14 protein-coding genes, 1 other RNA gene and 2 pseudogenes are annotated in these 13,319 nt (G+C 59.2%); 9 read left to right on the top strand and 8 right to left on the bottom strand.

Going from position 1 to position 13,319, the window contains the following annotated elements; genetic code table 11:
* Positions 1–17: 17 nt before the first annotated feature.
* A pseudogene (locus JFT80_RS10885) lies at positions 18–804 on the bottom strand (transporter substrate-binding domain-containing protein).
* A gap of 256 nt (positions 805–1,060) precedes the next feature.
* Here JFT80_RS10885 and JFT80_RS10880 point away from each other — a divergent pair.
* From JFT80_RS10880 to JFT80_RS10855, 6 genes are all read left to right on the top strand, one after another.
* On the top strand, positions 1,061–1,768 hold the full coding sequence (locus tag JFT80_RS10880) for a FadR/GntR family transcriptional regulator (RefSeq protein WP_201147861.1): 708 nt from the start codon (positions 1,061–1,063) through the stop codon (positions 1,766–1,768).
* Positions 1,769–1,888: 120 nt separating this feature from the next.
* The gene (gene trxA / locus JFT80_RS10875) at positions 1,889–2,218 is read left to right on the top strand and encodes a thioredoxin TrxA (RefSeq protein WP_003206727.1); all 330 of its coding nucleotides are present in this window, start codon (positions 1,889–1,891) and stop codon (positions 2,216–2,218) included.
* 249 nt (positions 2,219–2,467) lie between these two features.
* Entirely contained in the window at positions 2,468–3,727 is a 1,260-nt protein-coding gene (gene rho / locus JFT80_RS10870; protein WP_201147860.1) for a transcription termination factor Rho, read from the top strand.
* Between the two features lie 138 nt (positions 3,728–3,865).
* On the top strand, positions 3,866–5,332 hold the full coding sequence (gene ubiD / locus JFT80_RS10865; protein WP_201147859.1) for a 4-hydroxy-3-polyprenylbenzoate decarboxylase: 1,467 nt from the start codon (positions 3,866–3,868) through the stop codon (positions 5,330–5,332).
* The gene (locus tag JFT80_RS10860) at positions 5,332–6,300 is read left to right on the top strand and encodes a CDP-6-deoxy-delta-3,4-glucoseen reductase (RefSeq protein ID WP_201147858.1); all 969 of its coding nucleotides are present in this window, start codon (positions 5,332–5,334) and stop codon (positions 6,298–6,300) included. Before ubiD ends, JFT80_RS10860 begins: the two co-directional genes overlap by 1 nt.
* A gap of 316 nt (positions 6,301–6,616) precedes the next feature.
* Positions 6,617–7,285, top strand: coding sequence for a gamma-glutamylcyclotransferase (locus JFT80_RS10855; RefSeq protein WP_201147857.1), 669 nt, complete (start codon positions 6,617–6,619; stop codon positions 7,283–7,285).
* Here the strand turns inward: JFT80_RS10855 and glpT are convergent.
* Both glpT and JFT80_RS10845 read right to left on the bottom strand, forming a co-directional pair.
* Positions 7,261–8,610, bottom strand: coding sequence for a glycerol-3-phosphate transporter (glpT, locus tag JFT80_RS10850; protein WP_201147856.1), 1,350 nt, complete (start codon positions 8,608–8,610; stop codon positions 7,261–7,263). The genes JFT80_RS10855 and glpT overlap by 25 nt on opposite strands.
* A gap of 375 nt (positions 8,611–8,985) precedes the next feature.
* Positions 8,986–9,963, bottom strand: coding sequence for an NADPH:quinone oxidoreductase family protein (locus JFT80_RS10845; protein ID WP_201147855.1), 978 nt, complete (start codon positions 9,961–9,963; stop codon positions 8,986–8,988).
* Positions 9,964–10,113: 150 nt separating this feature from the next.
* Between JFT80_RS10845 and JFT80_RS10840 the strand changes: the two genes are divergently transcribed.
* Positions 10,114–10,521 carry a flagellar basal body-associated protein FliL gene (locus tag JFT80_RS10840; protein ID WP_201147854.1) on the top strand — a complete coding sequence of 136 codons (408 nt, stop codon included), beginning with the start codon at positions 10,114–10,116 and terminating at the stop codon, positions 10,519–10,521.
* Between the two features lie 106 nt (positions 10,522–10,627).
* Here JFT80_RS10840 and JFT80_RS10835 read toward each other — a convergent pair whose 3' ends face one another.
* Positions 10,628–11,077 (bottom strand): EVE domain-containing protein, encoded by a 450-nt coding sequence (locus JFT80_RS10835; protein ID WP_201147853.1) that lies wholly within the window; start codon positions 11,075–11,077, stop codon positions 10,628–10,630.
* A 195-nt stretch (positions 11,078–11,272) separates the two neighbouring features.
* Here JFT80_RS10835 and JFT80_RS10830 point away from each other — a divergent pair, with 195 nt between their 5' ends.
* Positions 11,273–11,428 (top strand): hypothetical protein, encoded by a 156-nt coding sequence (locus tag JFT80_RS10830; RefSeq protein WP_008081430.1) that lies wholly within the window; start codon positions 11,273–11,275, stop codon positions 11,426–11,428.
* Between the two features lie 108 nt (positions 11,429–11,536).
* Here JFT80_RS10830 and JFT80_RS10825 read toward each other — a convergent pair whose 3' ends face one another.
* The 4 genes from JFT80_RS10825 to JFT80_RS10810 form a co-directional block, all read right to left on the bottom strand.
* Positions 11,537–12,151 carry a 5-formyltetrahydrofolate cyclo-ligase gene (locus JFT80_RS10825; RefSeq protein WP_201147852.1) on the bottom strand — a complete coding sequence of 205 codons (615 nt, stop codon included), beginning with the start codon at positions 12,149–12,151 and terminating at the stop codon, positions 11,537–11,539.
* Between the two features lie 78 nt (positions 12,152–12,229).
* A non-coding RNA gene (ssrS, locus tag JFT80_RS10820) (6S RNA) lies at positions 12,230–12,408 on the bottom strand.
* 30 nt (positions 12,409–12,438) lie between these two features.
* Entirely contained in the window at positions 12,439–12,756 is a 318-nt protein-coding gene (locus tag JFT80_RS10815) for a cell division protein ZapA (protein ID WP_034151990.1), read from the bottom strand.
* Positions 12,753–12,962, bottom strand: coding sequence for a TIGR02449 family protein (locus JFT80_RS10810; protein ID WP_016985919.1), 210 nt, complete (start codon positions 12,960–12,962; stop codon positions 12,753–12,755). Before JFT80_RS10810 ends, JFT80_RS10815 begins: the two co-directional genes overlap by 4 nt.
* A gap of 221 nt (positions 12,963–13,183) precedes the next feature.
* Here JFT80_RS10810 and JFT80_RS25460 point away from each other — a divergent pair.
* Positions 13,184–13,319 (top strand): annotated as a pseudogene (locus tag JFT80_RS25460) (hypothetical protein); the annotation flags it as partial.

The following is a 13,319-nucleotide window of genomic DNA, read 5'->3' as shown; positions in this document are numbered from 1 at the left end:
AATCTCCCGAGCGACGATCAGAGATCGGCCGGCAGTGGCTCTTTCAGCCAGGTCTGGGAGTTCTTTCTCCAGTGCGCCGTCTGTTTTAGCAGTAGCGAGGATCTGGTTGACCTTGCCCAGCAGCGCTGCTTCGTTCTTGTTCACGCCAACGTAGACCGGCGAATCCTTGAGCTTCACTTTCAGCGCCGGCACACGTTTCGGGTTCTTTTCGCTGATCGCAACCATCACCACGTTGCCGCTGGCGATCAGGTCGACCTGCCCGGCGAGATAAGCGGCGATGGTCGAGTTGTTGTCCTCGAAACGCTTGATGGTCACGCCTTCCGGGGCCACCTTGGTCAGCTCGATGTCTTCGATGGCGCCCCGGGTGACGCTGATGGTCTTGCCCTTGAGGTCATCCAGCGTCTCGATCGTGGCCTCTGGCGGGCCGAACACGGCGAGGTAAAACGGTGCGTAGGCGCGGGAGAAGTCGATGACTTTCTCGCGCTCCGGGTTTTTGCCGAGGCTGGAAATCACCAGGTCGACTTTGCCGGTGGTCAGAAACGGAATGCGGTTGGTGCTGTTGACCGGGGTCAGTTCGAGTTTGACCTTGAGCTGATCGGCCAGCAGTTTTGCCGTGTCGATGTCCAGGCCACGGGGTTTCATGTCCGGGCCGACCGAGCCGAACGGCGGGAAGTCCTGTGGCACGGCTACTTTGAGGACGCCGCGCTTGACCACGTCCTCCAGGCCATCGGCGTGGGCGGGCGCCTGGCTCAGCATCAGGCTGGCAAACAGGGCTGCGAGGAGGGCGCTGTAACGCTTGGTCATGGCAAATCTCCGAATCGGCGAGAAGTGATTTCTGCGGATCGACAGAGCACGGGCCATGCCAAGTATCGGTTTCGGGTGGCACAGCCCCCGGGTTTACTGGGTTTGCTCGGTCTTACTGGTCTGAACAGTTGAGCCCTGATTCGCACCCTGATAGCGCATCGTCATAACTCTGCGAACCCCGCTGGGGCACGACTTGCCGGACTCGGCGAATAGCTTTACAACTAGCCGCACATTGGCCTGACGCGTCTGAACAACCATGAATTCGATTTCCCGTGCGGTACCCGAAGTGGCGCTGCAAGCGATCCGCAAACTGATCACCGAACAGGGTTTCGGCGCGGGCGACGCCTTGCCTTCGCAACGCGATCTGGCCCTGCAGTTGGGCGTCAGCCGGGCGTCATTGCGTGAAGCACTGTCGTCGCTGAGCGCGTTGGGTGTGGTCAGCATTCAGCCGGGCAAGGGTGTTTTCGTGCAGTCACCGGTGGACCTGGCGCGGTCCGACGCGGCGTTGAGCTGGCCCTTCGCGGCACAGGCGTCGCCCCTGGACATCTTCCAGTTGCGCTATGCCCTGGAGGGGTTTGCTGCGGGCTTGGCAGCGGTGATGTTAAGTACCGTCCAGCTCGATGCGCTGGAAGACAACGTGGCCGCGATGCGCAACGAGTTGAAGGTGGGCGACTTCGAAGCGGCGGCGAAGCTGGACTTCGAATTCCACTGGCGAATCCTGCTGGCCAGCGGCAATCAGGCGATGCTGAGCATCCTCACCAACAGCGCCGAGATGTTTCTGGAGAGTCAGAAACTACCGTTCATCCGTGCCGAACGCGCCATGGAAACCTGGCAGGAACACCGCAAGATCCTCCGCGCGCTCGCACGCCGGTCCTCCGGGGCCGCGCAAAAAGCGATGCAGGAACACGTGCGCAACGCTGCCCTTCGTACTGGAATCGCCTTTACCGCCCCCGCCACGGCGTGACTTGAGCTATACCCAAACTCATGGGGCACCATAGCAAGACTCAATCATCTGCGGCTTCCTGAACAGGGGAAGGGCGGCTATGATGGGCCACGTTTTTTTGCTTACAACCTGGAGAATTCCATGAGCAGCGATCTTATCAAACACGTTAGCGACGCTAGCTTCGAAGCCGACGTACTCAAGGCCGAAGGCGCTGTCCTGGTCGATTACTGGGCTGAATGGTGCGGTCCTTGCAAAATGATCGCTCCGGTTCTGGACGAGATTGCCGAGACTTACAAAGGCAAGCTGACCGTTGCCAAACTGAACATCGACGAAAATCAGGAAACCCCGGCCAAGCACGGCGTGCGTGGTATCCCGACGCTGATGCTGTTCAAGAACGGCAACGTTGAAGCGACCAAGGTCGGCGCTCTGTCGAAGTCGCAACTGGCCGCTTTCCTCGACGCCAACATCTAAGCGTCGCTGTAAAGAGCCGGAAAAAAAGCCCCGCAAATAGCGGGGCTTTTTGCGTATTCAGGGCTAGACGCTCCGAAACTCAGGTGGTACATTCGGCCCCGCACTGGTTTCTCCAATGCCCCCTGCTAGCCGTCGCCGACGCACTCCTTTTCGAATAAGTACGCGATCCTGTCGCCTTCTCTGCGGCGCGGCCTCATTAAGCCAAAAGCTTAATTTCCCCCCCTCCATAAATGATTACGTCATTCCTATATGAATCTGACTGAACTCAAGCAAAAGCCGATTACCGAACTGCTCGAATTGGCCGAACAGATGGGCATAGAAAATATGGCCCGTTCGCGCAAGCAGGACGTGATTTTCTCCCTGCTGAAAAAGCACGCGAAAAGCGGCGAGGAAATCTCCGGTGATGGCGTGCTGGAGATTCTCCAGGACGGCTTCGGCTTCCTGCGCTCCGCTGACGCTTCCTATCTGGCCGGCCCGGACGATATTTACGTCTCGCCAAGCCAGATCCGCCGTTTCAACTTGCGCACCGGTGACACCATCGTTGGCAAGATCCGCCCTCCGAAGGAAGGCGAGCGGTATTTCGCCCTGCTCAAGGTCGACACGATCAACTTCGATCGTCCCGAGAACGCGAAAAACAAGATTCTCTTCGAGAACCTGACCCCGCTGTTCCCGACCGTGCGCATGAAGATGGAAGCCGGTAACGGTTCCACCGAAGACTTGACCGGTCGCGTGATCGACCTGTGCGCCCCGATCGGCAAAGGCCAGCGTGGTCTGATCGTGGCACCGCCGAAAGCCGGTAAAACGATCATGCTGCAAAACATCGCAGCGAACATCGCCCGTAACAACCCTGAAGTTCACCTGATCGTGCTGCTGATCGACGAGCGTCCGGAAGAAGTAACCGAAATGCAGCGCACCGTGCGCGGCGAAGTGGTTGCCTCGACTTTCGACGAGCCGCCGACCCGTCACGTACAGGTTGCCGAAATGGTGATCGAGAAGGCCAAGCGCCTGGTCGAACACAAAAAAGACGTGGTGATCCTGCTCGACTCCATCACCCGTCTGGCCCGTGCCTACAACACCGTGATCCCGAGCTCCGGCAAGGTATTGACCGGTGGTGTCGATGCTCACGCCCTGGAGAAGCCAAAGCGTTTCTTCGGTGCTGCGCGTAACATCGAAGAAGGCGGCTCGCTGACCATTATCGCCACCGCGCTGGTTGAAACCGGCTCGAAAATGGACGAAGTGATCTACGAAGAGTTCAAGGGTACCGGCAACATGGAGCTGCCTCTGGATCGCAAGATCGCCGAGAAGCGCGTGTTCCCTGCGATCAACATCAACCGTTCCGGCACTCGCCGCGAAGAGTTGCTGACGGCCGATGACGAGTTGCAGCGCATGTGGATCCTGCGCAAGCTGCTGCACCCGATGGACGAGATCGCTGCCATCGAGTTCCTGGTCGACAAGCTGAAAACGACCAAGACCAACGATGAGTTCTTCCTGTCGATGAAACGCAAGTAAGTCGATAGATCAGCAAAAGCCGGGGAAACCCGGCTTTTTGCTATCTGATTTTTGATCAATGGCAGTTCGTGGTTCTGAACAGCGGGGTTCGGCGCTAAACTGCCTCCCCGAACGCCACGGCCAAAACGAGGCTCACGCATGCAGTATCGCGACTTGCGCGACTTTATCAGCGGTCTGGAAAAGCGCGGAGAGTTGAAACGCATCCAGATTCCCGTCTCGCCGGTGCTGGAGATGACTGAGGTGTGCGACCGCACGCTGCGGGCCAAGGGCCCGGCGCTGCTGTTCGAGAAGCCGACAGGTTACGACATCCCGGTGCTCGGCAACCTGTTCGGCACCCCCGAGCGGGTGGCCATGGGCATGGGCGCCGAGTCGGTCAGCGAGCTGCGCGAGATCGGCAAGCTGCTGGCCTTTCTCAAGGAGCCGGAGCCGCCGAAGGGCTTGAAGGACGCGTGGTCGAAGCTGCCGATCTTCCGCAAGATCATCTCGATGGCGCCGAAAGTCGTCAAAGACGCGGTGTGCCAGGAAGTGGTCATCGAAGGCGACGACGTCGACCTGGCGATGCTGCCGGTGCAGACCTGCTGGCCCGGCGACGTTGGCCCGCTGATCACCTGGGGCCTGACTGTCACCAAAGGCCCGAACAAGGAGCGCCAGAACCTTGGCATCTACCGTCAGCAAGTGATCGGCCGTAACAAGGTGATCATGCGCTGGCTGAGCCACCGTGGCGGCGCGCTCGACTTCCACGAATGGTGCGAGAAACATCCGGGCCAGCCGTTCCCGGTGTCCGTGGCTCTGGGTGCCGATCCGGCGACCATTCTTGGCGCCGTGACGCCGGTGCCGGACAGTCTCTCCGAATACGCTTTTGCCGGTCTGCTGCGCGGTAACCGCACCGAGCTGGTCAAGTGCCGTGGCAACGACCTGCAAGTGCCGGCCACCGCCGAGATCATCCTTGAAGGCGTGATCCATCCGGGCGAAATGGCCGACGAAGGCCCGTACGGTGACCACACCGGTTACTACAACGAAGTCGACAGCTTCCCGGTGTTCACCGTCGAGCGCATCACCCACAGGATCAAGCCGATCTACCACAGCACCTACACCGGCCGTCCGCCGGATGAGCCGGCGATTCTCGGCGTGGCGCTGAATGAAGTGTTCGTGCCGATCCTGCAGAAGCAGTTCCCGGAAATCACCGATTTCTACCTGCCGCCGGAAGGTTGCTCGTACCGCATGGCCATCGTGACCATGAAGAAATCGTATCCGGGGCACGCCAAGCGCGTGATGCTCGGTGTCTGGTCGTTTTTGCGACAGTTCATGTACACCAAATTCGTTATCGTCACCGACGACGATATCAACGCCCGGGACTGGAATGATGTGATCTGGGCGATCACCACGCGCATGGACCCCAAGCGCGACACGGTGATGATCGATAACACGCCGATCGACTATCTCGATTTCGCCTCGCCGATTTCTGGCCTGGGTTCGAAGATGGGCCTCGATGCCACCCACAAGTGGCCGGGCGAAACCACTCGCGAGTGGGGCCGTGTGATTGTCAAGGACGACGCCGTTACCCAACGGATCGATGCCATCTGGAATCAATTAGGAATAGATTGATGCGTGTAACCCTTCAGCCCTCCGGAGCAGTGCTTGAGATACGGCCCGGTGAGCGGATTCTCGACGGTGCGCGGCGGTTGGGCTATGAATGCCCGCAAAGCTGCCGCAATGGTAATTGTCACGTGTGCGCGGCGCTGCTGGTGGAAGGCCGCGTCGAGCAGAGCGGCGATGTGCGCGATCACGGTGAGTTCTACACTTGCATTGCGCAGCCGCTGGAAGACTGCGTCGTGCTGTGGGATGGCGTGCTCTCGCTGGGAGAATTACCTGTGCGTAGCTTGGCGTGTCAGGTCATCGAGTGCCGGGACGTGGGTGGCGACACCTGGCGCGTCAGCTTGCGAGCGCCTGCCGGCAAGCCGCCGCGCTATCACGCCGGGCAGTATCTGATGATCGAGCGGGAGAATGGCGAGAAGTCGGCCTTTTCCCTGGCCTCGGCGCCCCATTCGGGCCGGGACCTGCAAATACACGTGCTGGCGCGCGAAAGCAGTGCGCTGAGCCTGGTAGAACAGCTGCAACGCAACCCGATGGTGCGCGTTCAGCTGCCGTTCGGTGACACGCATCTGGCGGAATTGCCCGACGGGCCGCTGGTGCTGGTCGCTGCTGGTACCGGCATGGGCCAGATTCACGCACTGATCGAACATTGCCGCGCCAACGGCTTCAAACACCCGGTGCATCTGTACTGGGGCGTGCGTCGTCCGGAAGATTTCTATGAGATCGAACATTGGGACGAATGGCTGAAGCTGCCCAATCTGTTCCTGCACAAAGTCGTCAGCGATCAGTGCGGCTGGGAAGGGCGCTGCGGCATGCTGCACGAGGCGGTCTGCGAAGACTTCCCGGATCTGAAACCGCTGCACGTCTACGCCAGCGGTTCGCCGGCCATGGTCTACGGCACACTCGACGCTCTGGTCGAGGCCGGGATGGACGCTCACCAGATGCGTGCCGACGTGTTTGCGTACGCGCCTCGCTCTTGAGCCTCGCTCTTGGCCTGCGATTCTGACCTTGCCTTCGTAGGGGATGCCGCAGGCTGCGATCTTTTGACTTTGCTTTTGAAGATCAAAAGATCGCAGCCTGCGGCAGCTCCTACGCTTTGTATCCTTATAACTCTCTATATAGCCGATCGGTATTTATCTAATTGGATAAATACCGCTAGGTTATATATCAATCAGGCAATCGATTAATAACTGTGCCATGGCACTTAAATTGCCTTAAAACATATGTGCCTTATTGTTACAGCGGTGCGTTCTATTAAGTAATTCTTCACCCGCGGGGAGCTGAACGCTATTCGCCATGAGTGCCATTGAAAACGCTTTTCTGAACCTGGCTTACCCTCCGCGGCTCGATCTTGGGCCGCAGCTGACGCACGAACAACTTCTCGCTTCCATGCAATCCACCATGGCGCGCCACAAGGGCGGGCCGGTGTGGCTGTTCGCCTACGGTTCGCTGATCTGGCGGCCGGAATGCACGGCGGTGGAAAGGGTGCGCGGCCGCGTGCATGGCTACCATCGCGGCTTGTACCTGTGGTCGCACGAGCATCGCGGTACGCCGGAAATGCCCGGTCTGGTGTTTGGTCTGGATCGTGGCGGTTCGTGCAGCGGCTTCGCGTATCGCTTGCCGGAAGAACAGCTGGATGCCTCGCTGTATGCGCTCTGGCAGCGCGAAATGCCATTCCCTTCCTATCGCCCACACTGGCTCAACTGCCGTCTCGAAGACGGAAGTCAGGTCCAGGCATTGGGGTTCGTGTTGGAGCGACACTTGCCCAGCTACGCCGGCAACTTGCCGGACCACGTGCTGAGTCAGGTATTCGAAAATGCTTGCGGGCGCTACGGCACTACTCGCGATTACGTCGAGCAGACCGCCCACGCCTTGCGTAGCCACGCCATGCCAGACCGGAATCTGGAGGCGCGGCTCAAGCGCTGCAAGTCCTCAGTGGATCAGGCGACGGCTTCACGGCTCTGACTGGCCACTTGCTTGTGCCACAGCGTGGGTGCCAGGAAGGCCATCGACAGCAGGCAAGCGCCCACCAGCAGCACGAACCCACCGTCCCAGCCGAAGTGGTCAACGGTGTAGCCCATCGCCGCACTCGCCGCGACCGAACCGCCCAGATAACCAAACAGACCGGTGAAACCGGCCGCTGTGCCAGCGGCTTTTTTCGGTGCCAGTTCCAGCGCCTGCAGACCGATCAGCATCACCGGGCCGTAGATCAGGAAGCCGATCGAGAACAGCGCGATCATGTCGACGGTCGGGTTGCCAGCCGGGTTCAGCCAGTAAACCAGGGTCGCCACAGTTACCAGCGCCATGAACACCATGCCGGTCAGGCCGCGGTTGCCACGGAAGATCTTGTCCGACATCCAGCCGCACAGCAGCGTGCCCGGAATACCCGCCCACTCGTAAAAGAAGTAAGCCCAGGAAGTTTTATCGACGGTGAAACCCTTGGCTTCTTTCAGATAGGTCGGTGCCCAGTCCAGCACGCCATAGCGCAGCAGGTAGACGAAGACGTTGGCCATGGCGATGTACCAGAGCATTTTGTTGCGCAGCACGTATTTGACGAAGATTTCTTTCGCGCTGAATTCGTCTTCGTGGCTGGCGTCGTAGCCTTCCGGGTAATCGTTCTTGTACTTTTCGATTGGCGGCAGGCCAACCGATTGCGGGGTGTCGCGCATGGTGATGAAGGCAAATACCGCCACGGCCAAGGCTACGGCTGCCGGTACGTAGAACGCCGCGTGCCAGTCGTTGAACAGGCCCATGCCGAGCAGGAACAGCGGGCCGATCAGGCCGCCACCGACGTTATGCGCCACGTTCCATACCGAGACCACGCCGCCACGTTCTTTCTGCGACCACCAGTGCACCATCGTCCGGCCACTTGGCGGCCAGCCCATGCCCTGGGCCCAGCCGTTGATGAACAGCAGAATGAACATCATGGTCACGCTGGACGTTGCCCACGGTGCGAAACCGAAAACGAACATCACCCCGGCCGACACCAACAGGCCGAAAGGCAGGAAGAAACGCGGGTTTGAACGGTCGGACACCAGGCCCATGAGGAACTTCGACAAGCCATAGGCGATGGCAATCGCCGACATCGCCAGACCCAGATCACCGCGGCTGTAGCCTTCGTCGATCAAGTACGGCATGGCCAGCGAGAAGTTTTTGCGCAGCAGGTAATAACCCGCATAGCCAAAGAAAATACCGGCGAAGATCTGCCAGCGCAGGCGTCGGTAAGTGCTGTCTATTTTTTCTTCAGGCAATGGAGCCTGATGTGCGGCAGGTCGAAAGAAAGCAAACATTCAAGAGCTCCAAATTTCTTGTTTTGACTGCGGATGCGAATGTTACAGTTTCGTTACCGAAAATAGCACCGGTTCGCATCGCCAAAACAGCGGAAAATGTTGGAAGTCGCATGTTCTTTTACGAACCTGTCGCTCAGGCATAAATGAAGGACGTTGCAGGAAGGATTGCTTTGGTCGCGCTCACGCACTCGGGCGCACGCTTTAGCCAGGTTTCAGGGGGAATGTCCTGCGTGCGTACCGGAAGTCATCACGTTCTTTTTCGGTTTTTCGGCCTGTAAACGATGCAGGAAGCCGTTCGCGAATCGATTCATGGAGGAAGTCCGGCTGAGGAGTTGACCTGGACGGGGTGGGTCCAGGCCAGACCGCTCCAGAGCTTTAGCGAACTTGCACCACCACCTTGCCGACCGCCTTGCGCTGTCCAAGGTCATTGATTGCCTGTGCCGCATTGCTAAGCGGATACACCTGCGACACCAGAGGCTTCAATTTGCCTTCAGCGAACCAGCCAAACAGCTGCTGGAAGTTCGCCGCATTGTCTTGCGGCTGGCGTTGGGCAAACGAGCCCCAGAACACCCCGACTACCGCTGCGCCCTTGAGCAACGCAAGGTTCACCGGCAGTTCCGGAATACGCCCACTGGCAAAACCCACTACCAGCAGGCGGCCGTTCCAGGCGATGGCGCGGATGGCCTGGTCGAACAGGTCGCCGCCGACCGGGTCGTAGATCACGTCGGCGCCCTGGCCATCGGTCAGGCGTTTGATCTCATCCTTGAGGCTGGTTTCGCTGTAGTTGATCAGCTCGTCTGCGCCGGCCGCCTTGGCTACGGCGAGTTTCTCGGCACTGCTGGCGGCGGCGATGACGCGGGCGCCCATGGCTTTGCCGATTTCCACGGCGGCCAGGCCGACCCCTCCGGAGGCGCCCAGTACCAGCAGGGTTTCACCCGGCTGCAGGTTGCCTCTTTGCTTGAGCGCGTGCATCGAGGTGCCGTAAGTCATGCTGAAGGCGGCAGCGATATTGAAGTCCATTGATGGCGGAATCGGCAGGACGTTATAGCCCGGCACGGCGACCTGTTCGGCGAAACTGCCCCAGCCGGTCAGGGCCATGACCCGATCGCCGACCTTGAGATGACTGACCTTTTCGCCGACTTCGCGAACCACCCCCGCGGCCTCACCGCCCGGGGAGAACGGGAAGGGCGGTTTGAACTGGTACTTGCCCTCGATGATCAGCGTGTCCGGAAAGTTGACCCCGGCGGCGTGCACGTCCAGCAGGATTTCGTTCTTTTTCGCGACAGGGCTGGCGACGTCTTCCAGCACCAGCGATTCGGCAGGGCCGAAGGCTTTGCACAGCACGGCTTTCATCAGGGCTATTCCTTTGGGAGTGATGGCCGATAAGTGTAGGTGTGTCAGTCAACGGGTCAACGAGCATGCCCGACCCTGATAGTCAGCCATAAGCTTGTGCTTGCGCGGCGGGTCGTTATGCTAGGCCGCAAACCGGATAAGGAGCGAATTGTGAAAGCGTGGATCATGTTGTTGCTGGCCCTGTCTCTGCCTGTGGCAGCGCTGGCCGAAGAGGCCAAAGAAGGCGAAGCGCCGAAGGTCAGCTATATCACCTTGAGCCCGCCGTTTGTGGGCAACTACGGGCTGGACGGCACGCCAAAGCTCAAGGTCTACAAGGCTGACGTGGCTTTGCGCGTGACCGGCGACGAGGCGAGCAAGCTGGTCAAGGCCAACGAACCGCTGATTCGTAATCAACTGGTGGCGTTGTTTACCCAGCAGTCGACCGAGGCGATGAGCAGCATCGAGGGTAAAGAGAAGCTGCGTCAGGAAGCGCTGAAGCAGACTCAGCAAGTGATGAATGACGAGACCGGCAAGCCGGTGGTTGAGGATCTGTTGTTCAACAACCTGATCATTCAGTAAGCCTTTCTTTGTCTGATTTAAACCTCAAAAGATGGCAGCCAGCGGCAGTTCCTGTCTGTGAGCGCGAACGCCTGAAGGCGCTGTCGCAGGCTGCGATCTTTGTGCATTAGCGCAAAGCAATCACCGCCGCCCATTGCTCAGGGGTAACCGGCATCACCGACAGCCGCGAGCCTTTGTGCACCAGCGGCATCTCGGCCAGCGCCGCCTGCTGTTTCAGGTAGTCCAGCTTCAACACCTTGGCAAACGTCTCCACATGGGCGACATCAATCGCGCTCCAGGCGTTTTTCTCGGCCGTGGCCTTCGGGTCGTAGTAATGGCTTTCAGGCTCCAGAGCCGTAGGGTCCGGGTATGCGGCTGCAATGATCTTGCCGATCCCGGCGATCCCCGGCTCCGGACAACTGGAGTGATAGAAGAAAAACTCGTCGCCTACCGTCATGGCCCGCAGGAAATTGCGCGCCTGATAGTTGCGAACCCCGTCCCAGCGCGCTTTGCCGAGCTTTTCCAGACCTTTGATGGACAGTTCATCGGGTTCGGATTTCATTAGCCAATAGGCCATGGTTTTTGCTCCTGAGACGGTCATTGGGCAGGTTGTCGGGCAATTTTATGACAAACCGACGGTCGGTTGACGTCAGCGTTTGCGCAGCGGTTCACGTTGCCGCAAAATGCCGGCCTTCTTAGCTTGACGCTGCTGCACGGCCTACAACGGAAACCGCTGCTGTCATCGTGTTGATGTGCCTTTGGGGGGCAATCGATGAAACGCAAACCGGATTTACTATGGACTTTGGTAATTTTGTTTGGCCTGGGCGTCGTGACCACCGGTTACGCGCAGAGTCTGTGGACAACCAAAGCTGACGCTCCAATCGAAGTCGCGCAACAGGTTCAACAGTCGACCGCGTTCAAGCGCTGATCTGATTTCCGGACGCCGCACCTGTAGGAGCAAAGCTTGCTCGCGACGGCGGCGTCACATTGAACATCCAACTGCCTGAAAGATCGCTATCGTGAGCAAGCTTTGCTCCTACGGTGCGATACCTGCGAAATACCAGCCTCTGTCCGTTACCGTGCCTTGTAACGGCACATCCCAACTTGCCTGCGCCAAGCGTTCGACCTTCTGACATTCATGGGCCAGCCCCAGCAACGTCGGCTTGCGCCAGCTTTTGCGCCGGGCCAGATACGCCAGGCTGCGATCATAAAAACCGCCGCCCATCCCCAGTCGCCCACCGACATCGTCAAACCCAACCAAAGGCAACAACACCAGATCCAGCGCCCAGACCTTGCGTTGCTGCGCCAGATTGGCCCGCGGCTCGAGAATGCGAAAGCGATTGGGTTTGAGTTGTTCGCCGGGACGAATCCGCTGAAAGACCATTTTGGTTCTTGGCCAGGCGCTGAGCACCGGCAGGTACGTCGCCTTGCCCCGACGCTGCGCTTCACCCAGCAGCAGGCGCGGATCGATTTCACCGTCGGTGGGCAGGTACAGGGAAATATGTTTCGCCCGGCGAAAGTGCGGGTCTTGCGCCAGTTGCCGGTACAGGCCTTTGGCCGCTTGGCGTTGTTCGCTCTTGGTCAGCGAACGGCGCGCCTTGCGCAGCAGGCGGCGAAGTTGCGGGCGGGGCAGCAGCGCGGGTTCGGTCATGGTTCGGCTTCGGCAGGTGGGACGAAAACGTACGCATAAAAAATCCGATGTCGGATTAACCGACATCGGATTCGAATCAGGCTCCCCGGATGAACCGCTGTCAACTTAGCCCTTGAACCCGAAAGTTCAAGGTGGAAGATGCAGTAGACTTTAAGGCTTTCCGTCTAGCGGACATGCACACCAGCCCAACGTGCAACTTCCAGGGTAGTGCGAATCGGCTCAGGGACATCGTCAACTGGCAAGCACCCCAGGGAGTGCCGCGAGTATACCGCAAGCGGCCAGTCGAATCAGCCCTTGGTGGTGTTCTGATCGTCGGCGAGTACCAGATCGACACGATCGAGCAAGTCGCGCACCTGTTCACGGGTCGAACCGCTGGCCTGAATGTCCGGGCGCTCTTCTTTGTGCAAGAGGTCGTGAGTGATGTTCAGCGCGGCCATCACGGCAATGCGATCGGCACCGATGACTTTGCCGCTGCTGCGGATCTCGCGCATCTTGCCGTCCAGGTAACGGGCGGCGCTGACCAGATTGCTGCGTTCTTCCTGCGGGCAAATGATCGAATATTCTTTGTCGAGGATTTGCACGGTAACGCTATTGCTTGAACTCATGAGTCTTGCTCCAGGGCCTTGAGGCGCGAAATCATCGATTCGACCTTACGCCGGGCGATTTCGTTTTTTTCAATGAGGTGCGCGCGTTCCTCGCGCCAGGTCTTTTCCTGAGCTAGTAAGAGTGCATTTTGACTCTTTAGTTGCTCGACTCGGCCAATCAGCAGTTCGAGTCTGGCCATCAGCGCTTGCAGGTCGTTGTCTTCCATTGTGTTCACTGTCTGATGGGTGTCGGACTGCAGGAGCGAGCTTGGTCGGGGCGGCGATCCGACGATGAACCCGAGAACGCTGCGGGGGGGCACGTACACCGCGTTATCGTTTGCGACCATCGTCGGATCGCCGCCCGGAACAAGCTCGCTCCTGCAGAGGAGTCGATGTAGGATACAAGGCCTTCATTCTAGACATAGCGCCGTCTGGCGCCTAGCTGCCCATGCCCATTCAGAATTCCCCGTACCAAGCCTTCGCCACCCTGCTGACTTCCAGCGGGCATAACGTCTCGCCCGCTGAGCTGCACGGGCTGTTGCTCGGCCGTAGTTGCGCCGGTGCCGGCTTCAATGCCGACGAGT

It is taken from the genome of Pseudomonas sp. TH10 (assembly GCF_016651255.1).
In the GTDB taxonomy this organism is placed as follows: Bacteria; Pseudomonadota; Gammaproteobacteria; order Pseudomonadales; family Pseudomonadaceae; genus Aquipseudomonas.
This window is presented reverse-complemented; position numbering and strand designations above follow the sequence as displayed.

What these genes read in the sequence shown, in the direction of transcription:
- JFT80_RS10860 (WP_201147858.1), top strand. Translation starts at nt 5,332, where the DNA reads ATGCGTGTAACCCTTCAGCCCTCCGGAGCAGTGCTTGAGATACGGCCC.
- JFT80_RS10880 (WP_201147861.1), top strand. Translation starts at nt 1,061, where the DNA reads ATGAATTCGATTTCCCGTGCGGTACCCGAAGTGGCGCTGCAAGCGATC.
- JFT80_RS10810 (WP_016985919.1), bottom strand. Translation starts at nt 12,962, where the DNA reads ATGGAAGACAACGACCTGCAAGCGCTGATGGCCAGACTCGAACTGCTG.
- JFT80_RS10835 (WP_201147853.1), bottom strand. Translation starts at nt 11,077, where the DNA reads ATGGCCTATTGGCTAATGAAATCCGAACCCGATGAACTGTCCATCAAA.
- trxA (WP_003206727.1), top strand. Translation starts at nt 1,889, where the DNA reads ATGAGCAGCGATCTTATCAAACACGTTAGCGACGCTAGCTTCGAAGCC.
- JFT80_RS10825 (WP_201147852.1), bottom strand. Translation starts at nt 12,151, where the DNA reads ATGACCGAACCCGCGCTGCTGCCCCGCCCGCAACTTCGCCGCCTGCTG.
- rho (WP_201147860.1), top strand. Translation starts at nt 2,468, where the DNA reads ATGAATCTGACTGAACTCAAGCAAAAGCCGATTACCGAACTGCTCGAA.
- JFT80_RS10815 (WP_034151990.1), bottom strand. Translation starts at nt 12,756, where the DNA reads ATGAGTTCAAGCAATAGCGTTACCGTGCAAATCCTCGACAAAGAATAT.
- JFT80_RS10855 (WP_201147857.1), top strand. Translation starts at nt 6,617, where the DNA reads ATGAGTGCCATTGAAAACGCTTTTCTGAACCTGGCTTACCCTCCGCGG.
- JFT80_RS10845 (WP_201147855.1), bottom strand. Translation starts at nt 9,963, where the DNA reads ATGAAAGCCGTGCTGTGCAAAGCCTTCGGCCCTGCCGAATCGCTGGTG.
- glpT (WP_201147856.1), bottom strand. Translation starts at nt 8,610, where the DNA reads ATGTTTGCTTTCTTTCGACCTGCCGCACATCAGGCTCCATTGCCTGAA.
- JFT80_RS10830 (WP_008081430.1), top strand. Translation starts at nt 11,273, where the DNA reads ATGAAACGCAAACCGGATTTACTATGGACTTTGGTAATTTTGTTTGGC.
- ubiD (WP_201147859.1), top strand. Translation starts at nt 3,866, where the DNA reads ATGCAGTATCGCGACTTGCGCGACTTTATCAGCGGTCTGGAAAAGCGC.